Origin of the sequence: Paraburkholderia sp. (genome assembly GCF_028283785.1) — a bacterium.
Classification (GTDB): Bacteria; Pseudomonadota; Gammaproteobacteria; order Burkholderiales; family Burkholderiaceae; genus Paraburkholderia.
Genome location: NZ_JAPWKB010000019.1, coordinates 20,001 through 44,976 on the forward strand (window position 1 = coordinate 20,001; position 24,976 = coordinate 44,976).

Below are 24,976 nucleotides of genomic sequence, written 5' to 3' on the forward strand. Positions count from 1 at the left end.
TGCATGACTGGGGGATTAGCTCAGCTGGGAGAGCACCTGCTTTGCAAGCAGGGGGTCGTCGGTTCGATCCCGTCATCCTCCACCAATCTTCAATGCCAAGGGTTCAGATTTGAACGGCTGAATGTTTGGCATTGGCGATTGAGCCAGTCAGAGTGATATGAGTAAAACCATATCGGCTGTCGTTCTTTAACAATCAGGAAGAAGTAGTAAAGAGATTCACGAAAGCATACTTAGAGATGGGTGTGCGAGTAAAGAGAGACACACCCGTTATAGGGTCAAGCGAACAAGTGCATGTGGTGGATGCCTTGGCGATCACAGGCGATGAAGGACGCGGTAGCCTGCGAAAAGCTACGGGGAGCTGGCAAACGAGCTTTGATCCGTAGATGTCCGAATGGGGAAACCCACTCCGAATGGAGTATCCATGACTGAATACATAGGTCATGCGAAGCGAACGCGGTGAACTGAAACATCTAAGTAACCGCAGGAAAAGAAATCAACCGAGATTCCCAGAGTAGTGGCGAGCGAAATGGGACCAGCCTGTACTCTTTATCTTCATTGTTAGTCGAAGGCTCTGGAAAGTGCCGCCATAGCAGGTGATAGCCCTGTAGACGAAAACAGCGAGGAAGAACTAGGTGTACGACAAGTAGGGCGGGACACGTGAAATCCTGTCTGAAGATGGGGGGACCATCCTCCAAGGCTAAATACTCGTGATCGACCGATAGTGAACCAGTACCGTGAGGGAAAGGCGAAAAGAACCCCGGGAGGGGAGTGAAATAGATCCTGAAACCGCATGCATACAAACAGTAGGAGCCTCCTTGAGGGGTGACTGCGTACCTTTTGTATAATGGGTCAGCGACTTACATTCAGTGGCAAGCTTAACCGATTAGGGCAGGCGTAGCGAAAGCGAGTCCGAACAGGGCGATTCAGTCGCTGGGTGTAGACCCGAAACCAGGTGATCTATCCATGGCCAGGATGAAGGTGCGGTAACACGTACTGGAGGTCCGAACCCACTAACGTTGAAAAGTTAGGGGATGAGCTGTGGATAGGGGTGAAAGGCTAAACAAACCTGGAAATAGCTGGTTCTCTCCGAAAACTATTTAGGTAGTGCCTCGTGTATCACCTTCGGGGGTAGAGCACTGTCATGGTTGTGGGGTCCATTGCGGATTACTACGCCATAGCAAACTCCGAATACCGAAGAGTGCAATCACGGGAGACAGACATCGGGTGCTAACGTCCGGTGTCAAGAGGGAAACAACCCAGACCGCCAGCTAAGGTCCCCAAATATTGCTAAGTGGGAAACGAAGTGGGAAGGCTAAAACAGTCAGGAGGTTGGCTTAGAAGCAGCCATCCTTTAAAGAAAGCGTAATAGCTCACTGATCGAGTCGTCCTGCGCGGAAGATGTAACGGGGCTAAGCAATATACCGAAGCTGCGGATGCACATTTATGTGCATGGTAGGAGAGCGTTCCGTAAGCCTGCGAAGGTGCATTGAAAAGTGCGCTGGAGGTATCGGAAGTGCGAATGCTGACATGAGTAGCGATAAAGGGGGTGAAAGGCCCCCTCGCCGTAAGCCCAAGGTTTCCTACGCAACGTTCATCGGCGTAGGGTGAGTCGGCCCCTAAGGCGAGGCAGAAATGCGTAGCTGATGGGAAGCAGGTTAATATTCCTGCACCATTGTTAAATGCGATGGGGGGACGGATCGCGGAAGGTTGTCCGGGTGTTGGAAGTCCCGGTCCTTGCATTGGAGAAGGCGCTTAGGCAAATCCGGGCGCGGAATTCAAGGGTGTGAGGCCATTCACTTAGGTGAAGAAGCAACTGGAAGTGGTTCCAAGAAAAGCCTCTAAGCTTCAGTTTAACAAGACCGTACCGCAAACCGACACAGGTGGGCGAGATGAGTATTCTAAGGCGCTTGAGAGAACTCGGGAGAAGGAACTCGGCAAATTGGTACCGTAACTTCGGGATAAGGTACGCCCCTGTAGCTTGACTGGCCTGCGCCAGAAGGGTGAAGGGGTTGCAATAAACTGGTGGCTGCGACTGTTTAATAAAAACACAGCACTCTGCAAACACGAAAGTGGACGTATAGGGTGTGACGCCTGCCCGGTGCCGGAAGATTAAATGATGGGGTGCAAGCTCTTGATTGAAGTCCCGGTAAACGGCGGCCGTAACTATAACGGTCCTAAGGTAGCGAAATTCCTTGTCGGGTAAGTTCCGACCTGCACGAATGGCGTAACGATGGCCACACTGTCTCCTCCCGAGACTCAGCGAAGTTGAAGTGTTTGTGATGATGCAATCTCCCCGCGGCTAGACGGAAAGACCCCATGAACCTTTACTGTAGCTTTGCATTGGACTTTGAACCGATCTGTGTAGGATAGGTGGGAGGCTATGAAGCGTGGACGCCAGTCTGCGTGGAGCCGTCCTTGAAATACCACCCTGGTTTGTTTGAGGTTCTAACCTTGGCCCGTTATCCGGGTCGGGGACAGTGCATGGTAGGCAGTTTGACTGGGGCGGTCTCCTCCCAAAGTGTAACGGAGGAGTACGAAGGTACGCTAGGTACGGTCGGAAATCGTGCTGATAGTGCAATGGCATAAGCGTGCTTAACTGCGAGACCGACAAGTCGAGCAGGTGCGAAAGCAGGTCATAGTGATCCGGTGGTTCTGTATGGAAGGGCCATCGCTCAACGGATAAAAGGTACTCTGGGGATAACAGGCTGATACCGCCCAAGAGTTCATATCGACGGCGGTGTTTGGCACCTCGATGTCGGCTCATCTCATCCTGGGGCTGTAGCCGGTCCCAAGGGTATGGCTGTTCGCCATTTAAAGAGGTACGTGAGCTGGGTTTAAAACGTCGTGAGACAGTTTGGTCCCTATCTGCCGTGGGCGCTGGATATTTGAAGGGGGCTGCTCCTAGTACGAGAGGACCGGAGTGGACGAACCTCTGGTGTACCGGTTGTCACGCCAGTGGCATCGCCGGGTAGCTATGTTCGGAAGAGATAACCGCTGAAAGCATCTAAGCGGGAAACTCGCCTTAAGATGAGATATCCCCGGGGCTTCGAGCCCCTTGAAGGGTCGTTCAAGACCAGGACGTTGATAGGTCAGGTGTGGAAGCGCAGTAATGCGTTAAGCTAACTGATACTAATTGCCCGTAAGGCTTGATCCTATAACACAGGTGTGTCTCTCTCGACACACGCAGGTTGAGATCAGTGTTGTGCAGTACACCCACAACCCAAAGTAACACCGAGAGGCATCCTCTCAGCTACTTCTTCCAGATTGGTTGTGCCGCCCACAGGCGACACGACAACAAGTCATGCCTGATGACCATAGCGAGTCGGTACCACCCCTTCCCATCCCGAACAGGACCGTGAAACGACTCCACGCCGATGATAGTGCGGATTCCCGTGTGAAAGTAGGTAATCGTCAGGCTCCCAAGCAGAAACAGAAACCCCACCTCCCAAAAGAGGTGGGGTTTTTGCGTTTCAGGGCGGGAAAATGATCAACGATCATGCGCAAACCCAAAAACAAACGCCCGCGCATCATGCGCAGGCGTCTTAAGATCTCACTCAAATCGCCTGAGTTTGTCGTCCCCAAGGCAGAGTCGCACCGCGCGCTCAAGCCATTAACTCGACCATCCCCGAATCCCGAATCAAATATCCGGTTCAGGCGTCCGATCAGCCATCATCAAGACCCGCGCGAACACCATTCGCTGACCAATCCCCAGCGCCAGAAGTCGCTCCGCGGCACAGATCACAATCTTGCGGACGTGGCAGTCTCACAAACCCCACTCACGCCCGCTCAAAAAACCGCTGAACCATCTTCACCCAATACGTCGACCCAACCGGCAGCAATTCATCGTTGAAGTCATAACTCGCGTTGTGCAACATGCACGGACCCGCTCCATGTCCGGCTTCGCGATGCCCACCCTCGCCATTCCCCAAGAACGCGTAGCATCCCGGTTTCGCTAAAAGCATGAAAGAGAAGTCTTCTGCGCCCATCGTGGGTTCAACTGTATCGTTGACGTTTTCTGCGCCCACCACCTCTTTCATCACCGACGCAGCAAATCGCGTTTCCTCGCTGCTGTTAATCGTCGGGGGGTAGTTGCGGTAGAAGGTGACATTGACCGCGCAGTCGTAAGCGTCAGCCGTGCTTTCGGCGACTTTCCGCAGTCGGGTTTCAATTAGATCCAGCACTTCGGTCGTAAACGTCCGTACCGTTCCCGCAATCCACGCCTCATTCGGTACGACGTTCACCGCATCGCCCGCGTGGATCTGGGTGATCGACAGGACGGCTGTGTCCAACGGTTTCTTGTTTCGCGTGATGATGCTCTGCAAGCCATTCGCGATCTGCACAGCCGTGAACACCGGATCGCGTCCGTTGTGCGGCAACGCTGCATGCGAACCCACACCTTTGATTTCAATGCGAAATTCGTTGCTCGACGCCATGATCGGGCCTTCGGTCACGCCGAAGTGACCCGCCGGCATGCCCGGCCAGTTGTGAATCCCGAATACTGCATCGACGGGGAAGCGCGTGAACAGCCCATCGTCGATCATCGCTTGCGCGCCCGCACCGCCTTCTTCCGCGGGTTGGAAGATGAAGACGACCGTACCGTCGAATTCACCGTGTTTCGCTAGATGCCGGGCCGCGCCCAGCAACATCGCGGTGTGTCCGTCGTGACCGCACGCGTGCATCTTCCCGGCATTGCGCGAGCGGTGATCGAAGCTGTTCAGTTCCTGAATCGGCAGCGCATCCATGTCAGCGCGCAAGCCGATCGATCTCGCTCCCGATCCACGTTTCAAAATACCCACGACGCCGGTTTTACCAAGGCCGCGATGCACTTCAATGCCCCATTCTTCGAGCTTTTTCGCGACCAGATCGGCCGTGTGCGTCTCTTCGTAACGGAGTTCCGGGTGAGCGTGAATCGTTCGTCGCAGCGTCTGAATTTCTCCGTGTGCTGCCTGGATTTCGGGGATCAGTTTCATGGTGCGTTGTCTGAGAGAAGCGTTGGGATGCGCAAGGCAATACAGCCCGCGCTGAAGAATGACCCATTCTACGCCCACCGATATTTTTCGCGCCCGGCCAGGGAAAGCCCGACCGGCTGGCGCCGGACGTATAAAATTGCGGATTCGTCACGTCTGTTTTTCCGATAACGCCATGAATGCTCCGACCGAATTCGCCCGCGCCGTGTGTCCGCACGATTGCCCGGACACGTGCGCGATGCGCGTGACTGTCGAAGACGGGCGTGCAATCAAGGTGACGGCCGATCCCGACCATCCGCCCACGCAGGGCGCGTTGTGCACGAAGGTGAGTCGGTACGCCGAGCGCGTTCATCATCCGAAACGCTTGACGACGCCAATGAAGCGCGTCGGTCCGAAAGGCGAGGGCCGTTTCGAGCCGATCAGCTGGGACGAGGCACTGACACTCGCGGCAAGCCGGCTTTCCGAAATTGCATCACGCGCGCCCGAGGCGATCGTCCCCTACAGCTACGCCGGAACGATGGGTTTCGTGCAAGGCGACAGCATCGCGCAGCGCTTTTTTCATGCGCTCGGCGCGTCGCAACTCGACCGCACCATTTGCGCTGCGGCCGGCGCCGCAGGTCTCAAATATACGTATGGTTCGAGCATTGGCATGCTCAACGAGTTTTTCGCGGAAAGCGAAGTGATCTTGATCTGGGGTGCCAATCCGATTGCATCGAACCTGCATTTCTGGACGCGCGCTCAGGCGGCAAAACGCAACGGCGCGCAGTTGATCGCGATTGATCCGTATCGGTCGCTCACTGCAGAGAAATGCCATCAGCATATTGCATTGAAGCCCGGCACGGACGGCGCGCTGGCACTCGGCATGATGAACGTGCTGATCTCGGAGGATGTGCTCGATCACGCGTACATCGCCGATCACACGCTGGGATTCGACGGTCTGAAAGCGCGAGCGTTGACGTATTCGCCCGCTCGCGTCGCGGAGATTTGCGGGATCGAAGCGCAAACGGTGATCGATCTGGCGCGTCTTTACGGTTCGACCAAAAAAGCCGCGATCCGCATGAATTACGGCATGCAACGCGTGCGCGGCGGCGGCAACGCGGCGCGGGCAATTGCCTGTTTGCCGTCGTTGACGGGCGCCTGGCGCGAGCGCGCGGGTGGCGTGTTGCTGTCGTCGTCAGGTTGGGCGCCGGTCGATACGCACGCGCTTCAGCGTCCGGATCTGATGCCCGGCTGGCCGGCGCGACAACCGCGCGTGATCAATATGAATCAGATCGGCGATGCGCTGACGCATCCCGGCGATGACGCATTCGGACCGAAGGTCGAGGCGATCGTCGTCTATAACTCGAACCCGGTGGCTGTTGCACCGGATTCCGAGCGCGTCGCGGAAGGTTTTGCGCGCGACGATCTTTTCACGATCGTACTGGAGCATTTCCAGACAGATACCGCCGATTACGCCGATCTGCTCCTACCCGCCACGACGCAACTTGAGCACCTTGACGTCCATAAGTCCTACGGTCACACGCACGTGATGGCGAATCTGCCGGCCATTTCGCCGGTCGGCGACGCGCGGCCGAACACCGAAATCTTCCGTGGGATCGCGCGCAGCATGGGTCTCCAGCATCCTGCGTTGTACGAGTCGGATGAAGAGGTCGCGGCGCACGCGTTTCGCTGGGATGACGACGCGTTGCAAGGCGTCGACTGGGCGACACTGAAGGAGAATCGTTGGGCCAGGCTCAATTTGCCGGATGCGCCGCTCGCGAACGGCGCGTTCCGCACGCCGTCGGGCAAGTGCGAATTTTTCAGCGAGCGCCTCGCGCAGCAAGGACTCGACCCGTTGCCGGATTACCTGGCGCCGTATGAATCCGCGGACGGCTCGCCCGAACTGGCCGCCCGTTATCCGCTGGCAATGATCTCGCCGCCGGCGCGCAATTTCCTGAACAGCACCTTCGTCAACGTAGAAAGTCTGCGCTCGACGGAAGGTGAGCCGCACCTCGACATTCACCCCACCGACGCCTTCGACCGTCAGATTGCCAACGGCCAGATCGTGCGCATTTTCAACGATCGCGGTTCGATGCAGGCCCGCGCCCGCGTCACCGACAAAGCGCGCGAAGGTCTCGTCGTCGGTTTGTCGATCTGGTGGAAAAAGCTCGCGCCCGACGGCCGCAACGCGAACCAGGTGACGAGCCAGGCGCTGACCGACCTCGGCGGCTCCGCGACTTTCTATGACTGCCTCGTCGAAGTCGAGTCGGTCTGACTCTCCTTTCAAACCCCTGTCCCAAGCCGTTTCCAGCCGGTTTTCCGGTTGGAGGGCGGCGTCTAACTCAACCGCTTTTCGCGCTGTGCGGAGCGGCCAGCATGCTACGATTCATTTTTAGCACGACCATTCGAAAATAAAGGAGGAGACGCCGCATGGACAAACCTTGGCTGAATTCGTATCCACCCGGCGTTCCCGCTGAGATCGATACGAGCCGCTACGCATCCATTGCCGATCTGCTCGAGGAGAGCTTCAACGAGCACCGAACGAAGCCGGCCTTCGTCTGCATGGGCAAGCAGATCAGTTATGGCCAGCTCGATACACTGTCGCGCAAACTCGGCGCGTGGTTCCAGTCGAAGGGGTTGGCGCGCGGCACGCGAATCGCCATCATGATGCCGAACGTCCTCCAGTACCCGGTCGCGCTGGCCGCGATTCTTCGCGCGGGTTACGTGGTCGTGAACGTGAATCCGCTATATACGCCGCGCGAACTCGAACATCAGCTAAAGGACAGCGGCGCCGAAGCGATCATCCTGCTCGAGAATTTCGCCACCACCTTGCAGGCGGTCATTCAGAACACGTCGATCAAGCACGTGCTCGTCGGTACGATGGGCGACCTGATGGGCGTCAAGGGCTGGATCGTCAATTACGTCGTGCGGCATGTCAAAAAGATGGTGCCCGCGTGGAATTTGCCCGGCCACGTCAAGTTCAACGCCGCGTTGGCCGAAGGCGGCCGTCAGGCGTTCAAGCCGGTTAAATCCAGTCCGAACGACATCGCGTTTCTCCAGTACACAGGCGGCACGACCGGGGTTGCAAAGGGCGCGACCTTGCTGCACCGGAACGTGATTGCGAACGTATTGCAGTCGCATGCGTGGCTCGATCCCGCGCGCGCCAAACGTCCTGATATTCAGCAATTCGTCACGGTTGTCGCGCTGCCGCTGTATCACGTGTTCGCGCTGACGGTCTGCGGGCTGCTGACCATCCGCACCGGCGCGCTTGGCGTGCTGATTCCGAATCCGCGTGACATCGGCGGAATGATCAAGGATCTGAAGGGTTACGCGATCACCACGATTCCGGCCGTGAACACGCTGTACAACGCGATGCTCAACCATCCGGACTTCTCGCAACTGAACTTCTCGAACCTGCTCGTCGCGAACGGCGGCGGGATGGCGGTGCAGGAAGCGGTCGCGAAACGGTGGTATCAGGCCACGAATGCGCCGATCGTCGAAGGTTACGGTCTGTCGGAAACGTCGCCGTGTGTGACGTGCAATCCTGTGACGGTGACGGAATACAGCGGCACGATCGGTTTGCCGTTGCCGTCCACCGAAGTCTCGATTCGTGACGACGACGGCAACGAAGTGCCGCTCGGCCAACCCGGCGAACTGTGCATTCGCGGCCCGCAGGTGATGGCGGGTTACTGGAATCGTCCGGATGAAACCGCCAACGTGATGACGCGCGACGGTTTCTTCAAATCGGGCGACGTCGCGGTGATCAACGCGGCGGGCTTCGTGAAGATCGTCGATCGCAAGAAGGACATGATTCTCGTGTCCGGCTTCAACGTGTACCCGAATGAGATCGAGGATGTGGTCGCGAAGCATCCCGGCGTGTTCGAGGTGGCGGCAGTGGGTGTGCCGGATCAGCATTCGGGCGAAGCGGTGAAGTTGTTCGTCGTGAGGAAAGATCCGGCCTTGACCGACGTCGATCTGCAAATCTACTGCAAAGAGCAACTGACCGGCTACAAGCGGCCGCGCATTATTGAGTTTCGCGCCGAATTGCCTAAGAGTAATGTCGGAAAAATTCTGAGGCGCGAATTGCGCGACGGTCGGGCATAGCAGATCCGTCGTGAGCATTGGACGGACAGCAACGCGTTGGGCTGTGACCTGAGAGACATCACGATAAAAACGAGCAGGACGGAAGGCCCGGCAAACGCTGTTTGCCGGGCCTTTTTTTGTTGAGCGCGTGGCGCGTGCGGCAAAGGCGGGCAACGGACGAGCCGCAATCCGGCAGCAAAACGCCAATAAAAAAAGGCGCCCGAAGGCGCCTTTGAGGAAGCTGCTTTTTGACTACTTATTAGAACTTGTGGCGGATACCGACGCGAGCCGTGAACACGCGGTCGCTCGACGATGCCGTCAGGCCGTTGACCGAAGCAACAGCTTCGCGATCGCGCGAATCCGTGCCCGAAGCCTTCTGATACACGCCGACGAAGTAGACGTCCGTGCGCTTCGACAGGAAGTAGTCCGCGCCGAGTGCGCCTTGGTAGTACTTCGCGCCTGCGTTTTCCGTGCCGTTCGTCAACGCGATGCTGCTGCCGCGCGTGTAGTCGAACGCTGCGCCGAGCACCAGAGCCGGGGTCAACTGATACTTGAAGTTGACTTCGCCGTTGTTGAACGTAGCCGTGTCGCCGTGCGAGTAAGCCGTCGTGCCGACTGCGCCCAGACCCATGAACTTGACGTTCGAGTAGGTCAGGCCGAGCGTTGCTGCGCCGAACGTGTATGCGCCGCCTGCACCGATGACCTGGTACGTGTTAGCCGACGAGAAGCCGCTGTACACCGGCGACGTCACGGCGGTTTGCGCGCCGGTCGTTGCGTTCACTGCTGCGATCGTGCCGCCGTTGTTGAACAGGCCGCCCGATGCTGACGGCGTACGTGCGTTCAGGTAACCAACGCCGAGGACGAGGGGACCGTTGTTGTAACCTGCGCCCAACGACCAGATCTGGTTGCCGGTGAGGTTGCCTGCCTGGCCGCCGAAGCTATACGTGCCGCCGAACGTCAGGCCGCCGTAGTTCGCGCTCGTGTACTTGACCGTGTTGTTCGTACGGTAAGCGTTGTTGAAGTTGTCGAGATCGCCCGGGTGAGCAACGATGTAGCCGCCCCATTGATCGCCTGCTTCGAGCGGGCCGACGTAGTCGACGACGGAGTCGTACTGACGACCCATCGTGACCGTGCCGAAGTCGCTCTTCAAACCGACATAGGCTTGACGACCGAACATCAGGCCGCCTTGACCCAGCTTGCCGTTGGTTACGTCAAAACCGTTTTCCAACACGAAGATTGCCTTCAGACCGCCGCCGAGGTCTTCCGTGCCACGCAAGCCGAAACGGCTGCCTTGAAGCACGCCGCTCGACAGGTTGTACAGATGGCTGCCGCCGGAGTTGGTGTTGAAGTTGAAGCCTTCGTCAATGATGCCGTACAGGGTCACGCTGCTCTGCGCTTGAGCGGTGCCTGCAAATGCGCCCAATGCTGCGAGAGCGAGAAGCGACTTTTTCATCGAATGATCTCCAAGAAAATACGAGTCTTTTTTTTGCGAGGCAGAATATTTAGGTTGCTTTGACCTCTGCCATGTAACTTCGCGAGAAGTTGCAGGTAATGTAACAAAGTGCTTAGGCTGCACAAAGTAAAAGCAGATAGGCTCCAGGCGCGATGTTTCGTTTACGCAACATGGTCTAAAATCGAAAATTAGCCACCGGAATGGCGCGTTTTTTTGCCAGGCGGTGATTCGTTTTGTGTCGCAAACGCCCGCGAGACAAGGCTCTACGATGAGCGCCGGTGGTCGATGAATAGAGGAGGGCTACATGCTGTTTGATGATTTGATTAGTGAGTTCGATCGGGGTTTACGCTCAATCACTGGCGTGTCTCGCATGACCCGTCCGGTGCCGGTTCCACAGGATTCCTCAGCGCCTGCTGAATTGTCTCCGCAAGAGCGCGCGCATGCGGCAGGTCTGATGCGCGTGAACCACGTCGGGGAAGTGTGCGCACAAGCGCTGTATCAGGCGCAAAAACTGGCAACCCGTTCGCCGGCGCTGAAAGAGGCCTTCGAACACGCCGCGCGCGAAGAAGAAGATCACCTTGCATGGACGGCGAAGCGTCTCGAAGCGCTCGAATCGCGTCCGAGTCTGTTGAATCCGCTGTGGTACGCGGGCGCCGTCGCGATCGGTCTGGTTGCGGGGCGTTTCGGCGATCGCGTCAGCCTCGGGTTTATGGCCGAGACCGAACGCCAGGTCGAGCAGCATCTGAACGGCCATCTGGAGGAGCTGCCTGTCGGCGACCTCGAATCGCGGGCGATCGTCGAGCAGATGCGCGCCGATGAAGCCAATCACAGCAAAGCCGCGACGGATGCCGGCGGCATCGAGTTGCCGTTTCCGGCGCGGGCGCTGATGCGCGCGGCGTCGAAAGTCATGACCCGCACTGCCTATTACGTCTGATTCCCACCTGAAATGCCGAAGTGGGACAGCGCACCCGCGCGTCCCACTTCCATCCGCCACCCGAACCCCGCCAGACCGCGCCCGCCGCACGCGTGAACCCTCTAGATTCGCGCACTTCCCAAGTTCTTCTCATCTTTCACCTTCAGAAGCTTCGGTAGTCCATTCATTTATAACGCTTTTCCGATTTGGCGGATCACGTCAAGGTCGTGCGCTAAGTCCTTGTTCTAACAAACAAATTCAGTCACAAAACCGCCAATCTCCCTTGACCCGACTTTCTCGTTCCTCTAAAGTGGGAGACAGTGTGAGAAAGTGTACATTTGTGTGATTTACCGGACGGTTTGCGGTAAATTTCCGGGGTCAGGCGAACGGCGCGTTGCGTCGCGTGAGGGGAGAGCGAAGTGTTCCAAGGGGCGTCGGCGCTGACGCTCGATGCGAAGGGACGTATGTCGGTTCCCTCACGCTATCGGGATGCGCTGCAAGGACAGGCAGAAGGACGGATGACGCTGACAAAGCATCCGGACGGCTGCCTGTTGCTGTTTCCGCGCCCCGAATGGGAAGTCTTTCGCACCAAGATCGCCGCCTTGCCGCTCGACGCGCATTGGTGGCGCCGCATTTTTCTTGGCAGCGCATCGGATGTGGAACTCGACAGCGCCGGCCGCGTTCTGGTCTCACCGGAATTGCGAATGGCTGCGTCGCTGGAAAAAGAAGTGATGTTGCTCGGCATGGGCAGTCACTTCGAATTGTGGGATGCCCAGACCTACGCCGCGAAGGAACAGGCGGCGATGGCCCAAGGCATGCCCGAAGCCTTAAAGAATTTCACGTTCTGATCGCGGTTTACATATATGGCACCGTCGATGGGAAACGAATTGCAGCATCGCACGGTGCTGCTGGATGAAGCGGTCGATGCGCTGGTCATGCGCGCCGACGGCATCTACGCGGACGGTACGTTCGGGCGTGGCGGTCACAGCCGTCTGGTGCTGAGCAAGCTGGGTGAAAACGGACGTCTGATCGCGTTCGACAAAGACCCGCTCGCCATCGCCACGGCACAGCAGATCGCCGACCCGCGCTTTGAAATCGTCCATGAGAGTTTTGCTTCACTGCGCGACGCGATGGCGGAGCGCGGGGTAGGGCGCATATCGGGTGTTTTGCTGGATCTGGGCGTGTCGTCGCCGCAAGTCGACGACCCGGAGCGGGGTTTCAGTTTCCGCGCCGACGGCCCGCTCGACATGCGGATGGACCCGACGCGCGGCGAGTCCGCAGCAGACTGGCTCGCTCGGGCCACGGTGCAGGAACTGACGGAGGTGATACGAGATTATGGGGAAGAACGGTTTGCTTTTCAGATTGCAAAGGCGCTTGTTGCTCGCCGGGCAGAGTCCGACCGTCTTGGGCCTCTCGTCAGCACGGGCGAGCTTGCCCAAATCGTGGCTAACGTCGTCAAAACCCGTGAGAAGGGCAAGGATCCGGCAACCCGCACCTTTCAAGCTATACGGATTCACGTCAATCAAGAGCTTGCGGAGCTGCAAGTCGTTTTAGAAGCAGCACTCTCGCTGCTGGAGCAAGGGGGGCGGCTGGTCGTGATCAGCTTTCATTCGCTCGAAGACCGCATCGTCAAACGGTTCATGCAGACGCATTCCAATGCGCCTGTGATCGACCGTCGGCTGCCGATTCGCGCGGTCGATCTGCCCAGCCCGCCGCTCAAGCTGCGTGGTCGTGTGTTCGCCAGCGACGCCGAAGTCGCGGCGAACCCGCGCGCCCGTTCTGCCGTGATGCGCGTGGCGGAGCGGATCGCGCCATGAACCGTCTCAACATCTTCCTGCTGATCGTCGTGATGGGCTGCGCATTGTCGGTTGTTAACGCAACCAACCAGCAGCGGCAGATGTTTATCCAGTTGCAGCGCGCGCAATCGCAAGAGCGCCAGTTGCAGCTCGATTATTCGCAGCTTCAATACCAGCAAAGCGCGTTGTCCAAAACGTCGCGTATTGAACAGATTGCGAACGATTCGCTGAAGATGCAGCCCGGCACCACGGGCCGGACTCAATATCTGACACTCGATCCGGGCGCCGCGAAGGCGGAAGACACGCCTATCCCGACGTCCGCGCCTGCTGCATCCGGTGCTGCGGGCCGGGGAGCCGTGCGATGAAAAAATCGTCGGCCCGCAAGAGCGTCGCGTTCTCGTCGAACCCCATTCTGTCGGTGCGTCTGCCGATGTGGCGTTCGAAGCTCGTCGTGTTCATGCTGTTCATGGCGTTCGTCGCGCTGGCCGGCCGCGCGTTCTGGATCCAGGGTCCGGGCAACGCGTTCTATCAGAAGCAGGGCGAAAGCCGCTATCAGCGCACGCTCGAACTGCCCGCCACGCGCGGCAAGATTCTCGACCGCAACGGCCTCGTGCTCGCCACGAGTCTGCCGGTGCGCGCCATCTGGGCCATTCCCGAATCCGTGCCGGACGATCTCGGCGCCGACAAGCTCGCCGCGCTCGGCAAGCTGCTCGGCATGACGGACAAGGAACTGCGCCGCAAGCTGTCCGAAGACAAGACCTTCGTCTACGTGAAGCGCCAGGTGCCGCTCGACATCGCGCAGAAGGTCAGCGCGCTCGGCATTCCCGGTATTTATCAGCGTGACGAATACAAGCGCTTCTATCCGGAAGGCGAAATCACGGCTCACCTGATCGGTTTCACGAACGTCGAGGACGAAGGCCAGGAAGGCGTCGAACTCAGCGACCAGAAACTGCTCGCGGGCATGTCGGGCAGCCGTCGCGTGATCAAGGACCGGATGGGCCACATCATCGAGGACGTCGATGAGCAGGTCGTGCCGCACAACGGCCAGGACGTCGATCTGGCGATCGACAGCAAGATCCAGTACATCGCGTACACGAACCTGAAAGCCGCCGTCGAAAAATTCAAGGCGAAAGCCGGCGCGGCGATGGTCGTGGACGTGCGCACGGGCGAAGTGCTCGCGCTGGTCAATTATCCGACCTACAACCCGAACGACCGCACTCACCTGACCGGCGACCAGTTGCGCAACCGTATCCTGACCGACACCTTCGAGCCGGGGTCGATCATGAAACCGTTCACGATCTCGCTGGCGCTGGATCTGCACCGCGTGTCGCCGACTACACTGGTTGATACGGGGTCCGGCCGTTTCGTGCTGGACGGCGCACCGATCTCCGACGACGCCGGATTCGGCGTGCTGACGGTCGGCGGCGTGATCCAGAAGTCGAGCAACATCGGTGCGACGAAGATCGCGATGCAGCTCAAGCCCGAAGAGATGTGGAACATGTACACCAGCATCGGTCTCGGTCAGGCGCCGAAAGTCGGGTTCCCCGGCGCGGCGGCGGGCCGTTTGCGTCCGTGGAAAAGCTGGCGTCGCATCGAACAGGCCACGATGTCGTACGGCTACGGCCTGTCGGCGTCGCTGTTCCAGCTGGCTCGCGCATACACGGCCATCGCGCACGACGGTCAGGTGCTGCCGGTGTCGATTTTCCGCACGCCGGGCGATGCCCCGGTCACGGGTCCGCAAGTGTTCTCGCCGGTGACCGCGCGTGAAGTGCGCGCCATGCTCGAAACCGTCGTTGCGCCGGGCGGCACATCGCCGGACGCGGCCGTGCCGGGCTATCGCGTCGGCGGCAAGAGCGGTACGGCGTACAAGCACGTCGGCCGCGGCTACGACAAAGGTAAATACCGCGCCTCGTTCGTCGGCATGGCGCCGATGCCGAATCCGCGCATCGTCGTCGCGGTGTCGGTCGACGAACCGACCGCCGGCAGCCACTTCGGCGGTCAGGTGTCCGGCCCGGTGTTTTCGGCAATTGCCGGCGACACCCTGCGCTCGCTGAACGTCCCGCCCGACATGCCGATCAAGCAGATGGTCGTGTCCGACGACCCGCCACCCACGTCGCAACCCAATAACGCCGTGCCGTCATCGGCGGCCAAAAAGCTTTCTACCAGCGGTAACGCACGCAAGATGACGATCGCCGCCACGCCAAAAAGTCACCCGGGAGTCGTGCGATGAGCGCGCTCCGGTCGAATCACCCGGCGCACGCGCAGATTGCCGACGCCCTCGACTGGCTGCACGTTCGCGTGCAGCCTTCCGCGCATTTGCACGCCGATACGCGCTCGCTCGCGTCCGGCGACGTGTTTCTCGCGTACGCCGTCGATGGCGCCGATAACCGCCCGTTTATCGCCACTGCGCTCGAACGCGGCGCGGCCGTCGCGCTCGTGCAGCCCGAAGGTTTCACCGGTGCGCTCGACGCCGCGACCACGCTTGCCGTTCCCGCGCTGAACGAACTCGCGGGCTCGATCGCGAGCGCCTGGTACAACGATCCGAGCGACGCGATGCGCGTGGTCGGCGTGACCGGCACGAATGGCAAGACGTCGTGCACGCAATGGATTTCGGCGGCGCTGACCGCGCTTGGCCAGCGTTGCGCGATCATCGGCACGCTCGGCAGCGGAATGCCGGGTCAGCTGGTCGCAACGGGTTTCACCACGCCCGACGCGCCGCAATTGCAACGCAGTCTCGCGCAATTGCGCGATGCGGGCGCGAAGGCGGTCGCGATGGAAGTGTCGTCGCATGCGCTGCATCAGGGGCGCGTCAACGGCACGTCGTTCGACATCGCCGTGTTCACGAACCTGACGCAAGACCACCTCGACTACCACGGCACGTTCGCCGCGTACGAAGCCGCGAAGGCGCGGCTGTTCGCGTGGCCCGAGCTGAAGTGCGCGGTCATCAATCGTGACGACGAAGCCGGTCGCCGGCTGATCGCCGCCACGCACGGCCACGCCCGCACGATCGCCTACGGTCTCGACGCGCTCGACGCCGCGCCGCAGGCCGATGCGCTGCTGCTCGCGTCGAACGTGCGCGCCACCGCAACCGGCACGGCATTCCATCTGGAAACGTCCGACTGGGGTGCGGCCGACGTCGAAGTGCAGACGCTCGGCAAGTTCAACGTCAGCAATCTGCTCGGTGTGCTCGGCGCGTTGCTCGCGTCCGACGTGCCGTTCGCGGCCGCGCTTGCCGAACTGTCGAAGCTCGAACCGGTGAACGGCCGGATGCAGCGTCTCGGCGGCCGTGTGCAAAGCGACGAACCGATGGTCGTGATCGACTACGCGCACACGCCCGACGCGCTGGAAAAAACCCTCGAAGCATTGCGCCCGATGGCGCTCGCTCGCGGCGGCAAGCTGATCTGCATGTTCGGTTGCGGCGGCGACCGCGACGCGCTGAAGCGCCCGCTGATGGGCGCGATCGCCGAACGGCTGTCCGACAGCGTGGTCGTGACCAGCGACAATCCGCGCAGCGAAGATCCGCAGACCATCATCGACCAGATCGTCGGCGGCATGGCCGATGCGACGCACGCGCGCCGCATCGAAGACCGCGCGAGCGCGATCCTGCAAGCGGTTCGCTGCGCCGCGCGCGAAGACGTGGTCGTGCTGGCCGGTAAAGGTCACGAAGCCACTCAGGAAATCATGGGCAAGAAGCGCGCGTTCTCCGATCAGGACCACGCTCGCCTCGCGCTGGCCGCCCGTGTGACGCACACCCGTGGAGGCGCGGAATGACGATGTTTTCCCTACGCGAAGCCGCCGCGCTGATTCCCGGCGCCACGGTTGTCGGCGACGACACCGTACGCTTCGAGCGCGTGTCGACCGACAGCCGCACCGCCGGTCCGGGCGATCTCTTCGTTGCATTGAAAGGCGAGCGTTTCGACGCGCACGACTTCCTCGCCGACGTGGCGGCGCGCCGCATCAGCGCAGCGCTCGTCAGCCACGCGCCCGACGGTTTCGGTGCGCCCGCGCTGCATGTCGCCGACACGCGTTTTGCGCTCGGCGCGCTCGCGCGCGGCTGGCGTCGCCGGTTCACGATGCCGCTGGTCGCCGTCACCGGCAGCAACGGCAAGACGACCGTGAAGGAAATGATCGCGTCGATCTTCTCCGCCGCGGTCGGTTCCGACGATGCGCGCCTTGCGACGGACGGCAACTTCAACAACGACATCGGCCTGCCGCTGACGCTGTTCCGTCTGAACGACGCGCACGCGCTCGCCGTGGTCGAACTCGGCATGAATCATCCCGGCGAAACGTCGTTGCTCGCGAAGATCGCGGAGCCGACAGTGGCCGTCGTCAATAACGCGCAGCGCGAGCATCAGGAATTCATGGCGACCGTCGAAGCGGTCGCGCTCGAGCATGCGAGCGTGATTCACGCGCTGAAGCCCGAAGGCATCGCGGTATTTCCCGCCGACGACGCGTACGCGAGCATCTGGCGCGTGGCCGCAACCGGCAACCCGATCATCGATTTCGCGCTGAACACCGACACCCGCCACACCGAAGCAGCCGTGACCGGCACTTTCACCGGCAACCGGTTGTCCGTCGATACGCCGCAAGGCCATGTCGACATCACGTTGCAGGTGCTCGGCGATCACAACGCGCACAACGCGCTGGCGGCGGTCGCGGCGGCGCTGGCGTCGGGCGTGTCGCTCGACGCGATCAGGCGCGGTCTCGAAGCGTTCGGCGCGGTGAAGGGCCGCCTGCAGGTCAAGCGCGCGGCGCTCGGCGTGCTGGCCGGCGCGACCGTAATCGACGACACGTACAACGCCAATCCGGATTCGATGCGCGCGGCCATCGACGTGCTCGCCGCGTGTCGATCGCCGCGTGTGCTGGTGATGGGCGACATGGGTGAAGTGGGCGATAACGGTCCGGCGTTCCATCGTGAGATCGGCGCCTACGCGAAAGAACGCGGCATCGACGCGCTGTACGCGCTCGGTGACGCATCGCGCGACGCGTGCGTGGCATTCGGCGAAGGCGCGCATCACGCCACCGACCACGCGGCAATCGTCGCGCAACTGCTGCAGGCCGCGCAGTCAGCCGGAAACGGCGCAGCGGCCACGTATCTCGTGAAAGGCTCGCGCTTCATGAAGATGGAGCGCGTGGTGGACGCCGTAACGAGTCCACAACCCATCGCACCGGGCGCAGCGCCCGGTGCACATTGAAATAGAAGGACCGAAGCATGCTACTGGCGCTGGCGCAATGGCTGCAGAATGACGCAAGCTTCTTGCGCGTGTTCAGTTATCTGACTTTTCGTGCAGTGGCGGCGACCATCACCGCGCTGTTGATCGGGCTCGTCTGCGGCCCGTGGGTGATTCGCACGCTGACCGCGATGAAGGTCGGTCAGGCTGTCCGTAAAGACGGCCCGCAATCGCACCTGATCAAATCCGGCACGCCGACGATGGGCGGCGTGCTGATTCTGCTCGGCATCGCCGTTGCCACGTTGCTGTGGGCCGATCTGACCAACCGCTTTATCTGGATCGTGATGCTGGTGACGTTCGGCTTCGGCGTGATCGGCTGGGTCGACGATTACCGCAAGGTGGTCTACAAAGACCCGCGCGGCATGTCGTCGCGCGAGAAGTATTTCTGGCAATCGGTGATCGGCTTGTTCGCGGCGGTGTATCTCGCGTTCAGCGTGTCCGAAGCGAGCAACGTGCGCGTCTACGACCTGTTCATGGCGTGGGTGCGCAGCGGTCTTTCGATGGGCCTGCCCGCGCGTGCCGACCTGATGCTGCCGTTCTTCAAGTCGATCTCCTATCCGCTCGGCGTGTGGGGCTTCATCGTGCTGACGTATCTGGTGATCGTCGGCGCGAGCAATGCCGTCAACCTGACCGACGGACTCGACGGCCTCGTGATCATGCCGGTCGTGCTGGTCGGCGCGTCGCTGGGTGTGTTCGCGTATGTGATGGGCAGCTCGGTCTATTCGAAGTATCTGCTGTTTCCGCATATCGCCGGCGCGGGCGAACTGCTGATCTTCTGTTCCGCAATGGGCGGCGCCGGGCTCGCGTTCCTCTGGTTCAACACGCACCCCGCGCAGATGTTCATGGGCGACGTCGGCGCGCTGGCGTTGGGCGGCGCGCTCGGCACGGTCGCGGTGATCGTCCGTCAGGAAATCGTGCTGTTCATCATGGGCGGCATTTTCGTCGCGGAAACGGTGTCGGTGATGTTGCAGGTCACCTGGTTCAAGTACACGAAAAAGCGCTTCGGCGAAGGGCGCCGCCTGTTCAAGATGGCGCCGCTGCATCACCACTTCGAATTGTCGGGCTGGAAGGAAACGCAGGTGGTCGTGCGTTTCTGGATCATCACGTTGATGTTGTGCCTGTTCGGTCTGTCCACGCTGAAGCTGCGCTAAAGCCGCGTTGAAACTGCATCGACCGTCGTGAACGGCGGTTGGCGTAACCAGAAACACTGAAGCGAAATCAAGGGAAGCAAGCGATGTTTGGCGAGAAGTTTCGGGATCGGCAAAAGCCGATGGTGCTCGTGCTGGGACTGGGTGAATCCGGTCTCGCGATGGCGCGTTGGTGCGCGCGGCACGGTTGCCGTCTGCGCGTTGCCGACACGCGCGAAGTGCCGCCGAATCTGTCGGGGCTCGCCGCGCATGGGATCGATGCCGATTTCACCGGCGGCCCGTTCTCGCCCGTACTGCTCGAAGGTGTCGATCTGGTGGCGATCAGCCCCGGTCTGTCGCCGCTCGCCGCCGATCTCCTGCCGCTGATCACCGAAGCCCGCACGCGCGATATCCCGGTGTGGGGCGAACTCGAATTCTTCGCGCAGGCGCTGAAGCAACTGGGCGAATCCGGTTACGCGCCGAAGGTCGTCGCGATCACCGGCACCAACGGCAAGACCACCACCACCAGCCTGACCGGCCTGCTGTGCGAACGCGCGGGCAAGACGGTCGCGGTGGCGGGCAATATCAGCCCGGCCGTGCTCGACAAACTCACCGAAGCGATCGACGCGACTGCGTTGCCGGAAATCTGGGTGCTCGAACTGTCGAGCTTCCAGCTGGAAACGGCGCACACCTTCGCGCCCGATGCCGCGGCGGTATTGAACATCACGCAGGATCACCTCGACTGGCACGGCGGACTCGACGCATACGCCGCCGCGAAGGGCCGCATTTTCGGGCGCGGAACGATCCGCGTGCTGAATCGCGACGACGCGCGCGTGATGGCGCTCGCACCTGCCGCGCACGCGGCCGATGCCGCGCCGGTCGTCACGTTCGGCCTGAACGAGCCGACCCGCGTCGGCGATTTCGGCTTGCATCGCGACGGCGGGATGATCTGGCTGGTTCAGGCGCAAGACCGCGACGTGAACGACGAGCCGCAACCGGTGCGCCGTCGCAAGAACGAAGTCGCCGCAACGCCGAACATCATGCAAAAGCGTCTGATGCCCGCCGACGCATTGCGGATTCGCGGTCTGCACAACGCCGCGAATGCGCTCGCCGCCTATGCGCTGACGCGCGCGATCGGCCTGCCGGGCGCGCCGCTGCTGCACGGCTTGCGCGAGTATCGCGGCGAGCCGCATCGCGTCGAACTGATCGCGTCGGTCGAAGGTATCGATTTCGTCGACGACAGCAAAGGCACCAATGTCGGCGCGACCGTGGCCGCGCTCGACGGTCTGGCGCAGCGCATCGTGCTGATCGCCGGTGGCGACGGGAAGGGCCAGGATTTCGAGCCGCTCGCCGCGCCGGTGACGCGCTGGTGCCGGGCGGTGCTGCTGATCGGCCGCGACGCGCCGCAGATTCGCGCGGCGCTCGCCGACACCGGTATCGCGCTCGCCGATTACGCGACGCTCGAAGAAGCGACGCGCGCCGCGACCACGCTGGCCGAACCGGGCGACGCCGTGTTGCTGTCGCCGGCCTGCGCGAGCCTGGATATGTTCAAGAATTACGCGCATCGCGCGGCCGTGTTCCGCAGCACGGTCGAAGACATCGCGGCTGAACGGGGGACGATGATATGAGCTGGTCGGAACGGTTCGGTTCGCGGCTGACGGGCGCAGGCGGCTCGGCATCGGAAACGGGGACGCGCGGCGCCGCGGCGGGCATGGCGCGCTCGGCAGCGCGCAGCACGGCGAGCGGCCTCGCCAGCGCGGTCAACGGCGTGCGTCCGTTGCGCTCGCGCATGCTCGACTACGATCACTCGCTGCTGTGGGTGGTGGTCGCGTTGCTCGGACTCGGCATCGTGATGGTGTATTCGGCTTCCATCGCCATGCCGGACTCGCCGAAGTACGCGTCGTATCGCGATTACGCGTTCCTCGTGCGCCAGAGCATTTTCGTCGTGATGGGCACGGTGGTCGGCGCGGTCGCGTTCCGCATCCCTATTTCGACGTGGGACAAATATGCGCCGAAGCTGTTTCTGCTCGCGCTGCTGAGTCTCGTGGTCGTGCTGATTCCGCACATCGGCAAAGGCGTGAACGGCGCGCGTCGCTGGATTCCGCTCGGCATCACGAACATGCAGCCGTCGGAAATCATGAAGCTCGCGGTGACGATCTACGCGGCGAACTACACGGTGCGCAAGCAGGAATACATGCACAGCTTCGCGAAAGGCTTCCTGCCGATGGCCTTCGCCGTCGGCGTGGTGGGCGCGTTGCTGCTGCTCGAACCGGACATGGGCGCGTTCATGGTGATCGCGGCGATCGCGATGGGCGTGCTGTTTCTCGGCGGCGTGAACGGCAAGCTGTTCGGCGGTCTCGTCGCCACGGCGGTCGGCACGTTCAGCTTGCTGGTGTGGGCGTCGCCGTGGCGTCGTGAGCGGATCTTCGCCTACCTCGATCCGTGGGACGACCGTTACGCGCAAGGCAAGGCGTATCAGTTGACGCACTCGCTGATCGCTTTCGGTCGCGGCGAATGGTTCGGCGTGGGTCTCGGCGGCAGCGTCGAAAAGCTCAACTACCTGCCCGAAGCGCATACCGACTTCATCCTCGCGGTGATCGGCGAAGAACTCGGTTTTGTCGGCGTGATGGTGGTGATCCTGATGTTCTACTGGATCGTGCGTCGCTCGTTCGAGATCGGCCGTCAGGCGCTCGCGCTCGATCGTACGTTCGCCGGGCTGGTCGCGAAGGGTCTCGGCATCTGGTTCGGTGCACAGACCTTTATCAATATGGGCGTGAACCTCGGCCTGTTGCCGACCAAAGGGCTCACGTTGCCGCTCGTCAGTTACGGCGGCTCGGGCATTTTGCTGAACTGCGTCGCGGTTGCGGTGCTGATGCGCGTCGATTACGAAAACCGTGTGCTGATGCGCGGGGGCAAGGTATGACCGCACTCGCGCAACGCACGCTGATGGTGATGGCCGGCGGCACCGGGGGACACGTGTTCCCGGGCCTCGCGGTCGCGCACCTGATGCAGGCGCGCGGCTGGAAGGTCGTATGGCTCGGCAATCCGTCGGGCATGGAAGCGACGCTGGTGCCGAAGCACGGCATTGCGATGGAATACGTGCGCTTCGGCGGTTTGCGCGGCAAGGGCATGAAAACCAAGCTGATGCTGCCGGTCGCGCTGCTGCGCGCGTGCGCGCAAAGCCTCGGCGTGCTGCGTCGCGTGAAGCCGGACGTGGTGCTGGGAATGGGCGGTTACATCACGTTCCCCGCGGGTCTGATGACCGCATTCAGCGGTCGTCCGCTGGTGTTGCACGAACAGAATTCGATTGCCGGGCTCGCGAATCGCGTGCTCGCGAAAGTGGCGAAACGGGTGCTCGTCGCGTTTCCGGGCGCGCTGCCGCACGGCGAATGGACGGGTAATCCGATTCGTGAGGAACTTGCGCGCACATTGCCACCCAAAGCACGCTACGCGCAACGCAGCGGTCGGCTGAACGTGCTGGTGGTGGGCGGCAGTCTGGGCGCAGCGGCATTGAACGAAGTCGTGCCGCGCGCGCTGGCCTTGCTCGCGCCGCAAGAGCGTCCGCGCGTCGTACATCAGGCGGGCGCGAAGCATATCGACGCATTGAAGCAAAACTACGCAGCGGCCGGTTTTCAGCCGGGCGACGACGTGCAACTCGTGCCGTTCATCGACGACATGACGAGCGCGTACGCGAACGCGGATCTGGTGATCTGCCGCTCGGGCGCCATGACGGTCGCGGAAATCGCGGCGGTCGGCGTGGCGGCTTTCTTCGTGCCGTTTCCGTATGCAGTAGACGATCACCAGACAACCAACGCAGCGTTTCTCGCCGACAACGGCGCGGCGCTGCTCGTGCAGCAACGCGATCTGTCGGCGGAAAAACTCGCCGACTGGTTGCACAGCCAGACGCGAGAAACCCTCGCGGAGATGGCGGAGCGTTCGCGCTCGCTCGCGAAACCCGATGCCACCGAACAGGTCGCGCAGATTTGCGCGGCCGTGGCTGGTGTGGTCCCGAGCCAGGAAGGAAAGCAATAATGAAACACATCGTCAAACACATTCATTTCGTCGGGATCGGCGGCGCAGGCATGAGCGGCATCGCCGAAGTGCTCGTCAATCTCGGCTATCACGTCAGCGGTTCGGATCTGTCGAAGAACGCGGTGACGGATCGTCTCGCGGCGCTCGGCGCACGGATCGCGATCGGTCACGACGCGCAGAACATCGAAGGCGCGAACGCGGTGGTCGTGTCGACAGCCGTGCGCAGCGACAACCCCGAGGTGCTCGCGGCGCGTCATCGACGCATCCCGATCGTGCCGCGCGCGGCGATGCTCGCGGAACTGATGCGCCTGAAGCAGGGCATCGCGATTGCGGGCACGCACGGCAAGACCACGACCACGTCGCTGGTGGCGAGCGTGCTGGCGGCGGGCGGGCTCGATCCAACCTTCGTGATCGGCGGCCGCCTGATCAGCGCGGGTGCGAACGCGCGTCTGGGCACGGGTGACTTCATCGTCGCCGAAGCGGACGAATCGGACGCGTCGTTCCTGAACCTGTTCCCGGTGATCGAAGTCATCACGAATATCGACGCCGATCACATGGACACCTACGGCCACGACTTCGCGCGGCTCAAGCAGGCGTTTATCGAATTTACGCATCGTCTGCCGTTCTACGGTATCGCGGTGTTGTGCGTCGACGATCCGAACGTGAGGGAAATCCTGCCGTTCGTCTCGAAGCCGATCATCCGTTACGGTCTCGGCGCCGATGCGCAGGTGCGCGCGGTCAACGTGGTCGCGAAGAACGGCAAGATGCACTTCACGACGATGCGCGAAGATGCGCCGCCGCTCGATATCGAACTGAATCTGCCGGGTACGCACAACGTGCAGAACGCACTGGCAGCGATTGCCATTGCGACCGAGCTGGAAGTCAAAGATGCCGATATCCAGCGTGCGCTCGCCGATTTCAACGGTGTCGGACGTCGTTTTCAACGTTATGGCGAAGTGCCGGTCAACGCGGGCGGCGCTTATACGTTGGTGGATGACTACGGTCATCACCCGGTCGAAATGGCCGCGACGGTCGCGGCTGCGCGCGGCGCGTTTCCGGACAAGCGTCTGGTGCTCGCATTCCAGCCGCACCGCTATACACGCACCCGCGATTGCTTCGAGGATTTCGTTCGCGTGCTGTCCACGGTCGATGCGCTGGTGCTGACCGAGGTGTACTCGGCCGGTGAAGCGCCGATCGTCGCCGCCGACGGCCGCGCGTTGGCGCGCGCGATTCGCGTCGCGGGCAAGGTCGAGCCGGTGTTCGTCGAAACGGTGGATGAAGTTGCGGATGCGCTGGGCGCGGTTGTGCGCGACGGCGATGTGGTGATCACGATGGGCGCGGGTTCGATCGGCGGTGTGCCGGGTCGCCTCGCGCAGGAAACGAAGGTGTGACTGA

The 24,976-nt window shown here is 61.3% G+C and carries 16 protein-coding genes and 3 rRNA genes (1 of these 19 running past the window's edge); 17 read left to right on the forward strand and 2 right to left on the reverse strand.

Annotated features, from left to right (window positions below; translation table 11 throughout):
* The 3 genes from PW947_RS22415 to rrf all read left to right on the forward strand — a co-directional run.
* Positions 1-15, forward strand: a 16S ribosomal RNA gene (locus PW947_RS22415) (it extends 1,515 nt beyond the left edge of the window).
* A gap of 258 nt (positions 16-273) precedes the next feature.
* Positions 274-3,154 (forward strand): 23S ribosomal RNA (locus tag PW947_RS22420).
* A 150-nt stretch (positions 3,155-3,304) separates the two neighbouring features.
* Positions 3,305-3,417, forward strand: a 5S ribosomal RNA gene (gene rrf / locus PW947_RS22425).
* The 16S, 23S and 5S rRNA genes sit together here, the layout of an rRNA operon.
* A gap of 359 nt (positions 3,418-3,776) precedes the next feature.
* Here rrf and PW947_RS22430 read toward each other — a convergent pair.
* Positions 3,777-4,970: a M20 aminoacylase family protein gene (locus tag PW947_RS22430; protein WP_299634611.1), complete on the reverse strand. Its 1,194-nt coding sequence runs from the start codon at positions 4,968-4,970 to the stop codon at positions 3,777-3,779.
* Positions 4,971-5,142: 172 nt separating this feature from the next.
* Between PW947_RS22430 and PW947_RS22435 the strand changes: the two genes are divergently transcribed.
* Both PW947_RS22435 and PW947_RS22440 read left to right on the forward strand, forming a co-directional pair.
* Positions 5,143-7,221, forward strand: coding sequence for a molybdopterin oxidoreductase family protein (locus PW947_RS22435; RefSeq protein ID WP_299634612.1), 2,079 nt, complete (start codon positions 5,143-5,145; stop codon positions 7,219-7,221).
* A gap of 155 nt (positions 7,222-7,376) precedes the next feature.
* On the forward strand, positions 7,377-9,050 hold the full coding sequence (locus PW947_RS22440; protein ID WP_299634613.1) for a long-chain fatty acid--CoA ligase: 1,674 nt from the start codon (positions 7,377-7,379) through the stop codon (positions 9,048-9,050).
* 238 nt (positions 9,051-9,288) lie between these two features.
* Here PW947_RS22440 and PW947_RS22445 read toward each other — a convergent pair whose 3' ends face one another.
* Positions 9,289-10,482 carry a porin gene (locus PW947_RS22445; protein WP_299634614.1) on the reverse strand — a complete coding sequence of 398 codons (1,194 nt, stop codon included), beginning with the start codon at positions 10,480-10,482 and terminating at the stop codon, positions 9,289-9,291.
* 304 nt (positions 10,483-10,786) lie between these two features.
* Here PW947_RS22445 and coq7 point away from each other — a divergent pair, with 304 nt between their 5' ends.
* The 12 genes from coq7 to murC all read left to right on the forward strand — a co-directional run bounded on the left by coq7 (position 10,787) and on the right by murC (position 24,972).
* A complete protein-coding gene (coq7, locus tag PW947_RS22450; RefSeq protein WP_299634615.1) occupies positions 10,787-11,416 on the forward strand; it encodes a 2-polyprenyl-3-methyl-6-methoxy-1,4-benzoquinone monooxygenase in 630 nt (209 codons plus the stop codon).
* 398 nt (positions 11,417-11,814) lie between these two features.
* On the forward strand, positions 11,815-12,243 hold the full coding sequence (gene mraZ / locus PW947_RS22455) for a division/cell wall cluster transcriptional repressor MraZ (RefSeq protein ID WP_299634616.1): 429 nt from the start codon (positions 11,815-11,817) through the stop codon (positions 12,241-12,243).
* A 15-nt stretch (positions 12,244-12,258) separates the two neighbouring features.
* Positions 12,259-13,212, forward strand: coding sequence for a 16S rRNA (cytosine(1402)-N(4))-methyltransferase RsmH (gene rsmH / locus PW947_RS22460; RefSeq protein WP_299634617.1), 954 nt, complete (start codon positions 12,259-12,261; stop codon positions 13,210-13,212).
* Positions 13,209-13,556: a cell division protein FtsL gene (ftsL, locus tag PW947_RS22465; protein ID WP_299634618.1), complete on the forward strand. Its 348-nt coding sequence runs from the start codon at positions 13,209-13,211 to the stop codon at positions 13,554-13,556. The genes rsmH and ftsL overlap by 4 nt, the downstream gene beginning before the upstream one ends.
* On the forward strand, positions 13,553-15,421 hold the full coding sequence (locus PW947_RS22470; RefSeq protein WP_299634619.1) for a penicillin-binding protein 2: 1,869 nt from the start codon (positions 13,553-13,555) through the stop codon (positions 15,419-15,421). Before ftsL ends, PW947_RS22470 begins: the two co-directional genes overlap by 4 nt.
* The gene (locus PW947_RS22475; RefSeq protein WP_299634620.1) at positions 15,418-16,962 is read left to right on the forward strand and encodes a UDP-N-acetylmuramoyl-L-alanyl-D-glutamate--2,6-diaminopimelate ligase; all 1,545 of its coding nucleotides are present in this window, start codon (positions 15,418-15,420) and stop codon (positions 16,960-16,962) included. The genes PW947_RS22470 and PW947_RS22475 overlap by 4 nt, the downstream gene beginning before the upstream one ends.
* A complete protein-coding gene (gene murF / locus PW947_RS22480) occupies positions 16,959-18,386 on the forward strand; it encodes a UDP-N-acetylmuramoyl-tripeptide--D-alanyl-D-alanine ligase (protein WP_299634621.1) in 1,428 nt (475 codons plus the stop codon). The genes PW947_RS22475 and murF overlap by 4 nt, the downstream gene beginning before the upstream one ends.
* Positions 18,387-18,403: 17 nt before the next feature.
* A complete protein-coding gene (mraY, locus tag PW947_RS22485) occupies positions 18,404-19,573 on the forward strand; it encodes a phospho-N-acetylmuramoyl-pentapeptide-transferase (RefSeq protein WP_299634622.1) in 1,170 nt (389 codons plus the stop codon).
* Between the two features lie 83 nt (positions 19,574-19,656).
* Positions 19,657-21,177, forward strand: a complete 1,521-nt coding sequence (murD, locus tag PW947_RS22490) for a UDP-N-acetylmuramoyl-L-alanine--D-glutamate ligase (protein WP_299634623.1) — start codon at positions 19,657-19,659, stop codon at positions 21,175-21,177.
* On the forward strand, positions 21,174-22,472 hold the full coding sequence (gene ftsW, locus PW947_RS22495; protein ID WP_299634624.1) for a putative lipid II flippase FtsW: 1,299 nt from the start codon (positions 21,174-21,176) through the stop codon (positions 22,470-22,472). Before murD ends, ftsW begins: the two co-directional genes overlap by 4 nt.
* Positions 22,469-23,581, forward strand: a complete 1,113-nt coding sequence (gene murG / locus PW947_RS22500) for an undecaprenyldiphospho-muramoylpentapeptide beta-N-acetylglucosaminyltransferase (protein ID WP_299634625.1) — start codon at positions 22,469-22,471, stop codon at positions 23,579-23,581. The genes ftsW and murG overlap by 4 nt, the downstream gene beginning before the upstream one ends.
* Positions 23,581-24,972: a UDP-N-acetylmuramate--L-alanine ligase gene (gene murC / locus PW947_RS22505; protein WP_299634626.1), complete on the forward strand. Its 1,392-nt coding sequence runs from the start codon at positions 23,581-23,583 to the stop codon at positions 24,970-24,972. The genes murG and murC overlap by 1 nt, the downstream gene beginning before the upstream one ends.
* Positions 24,973-24,976: the final 4 nt, after the last annotated feature.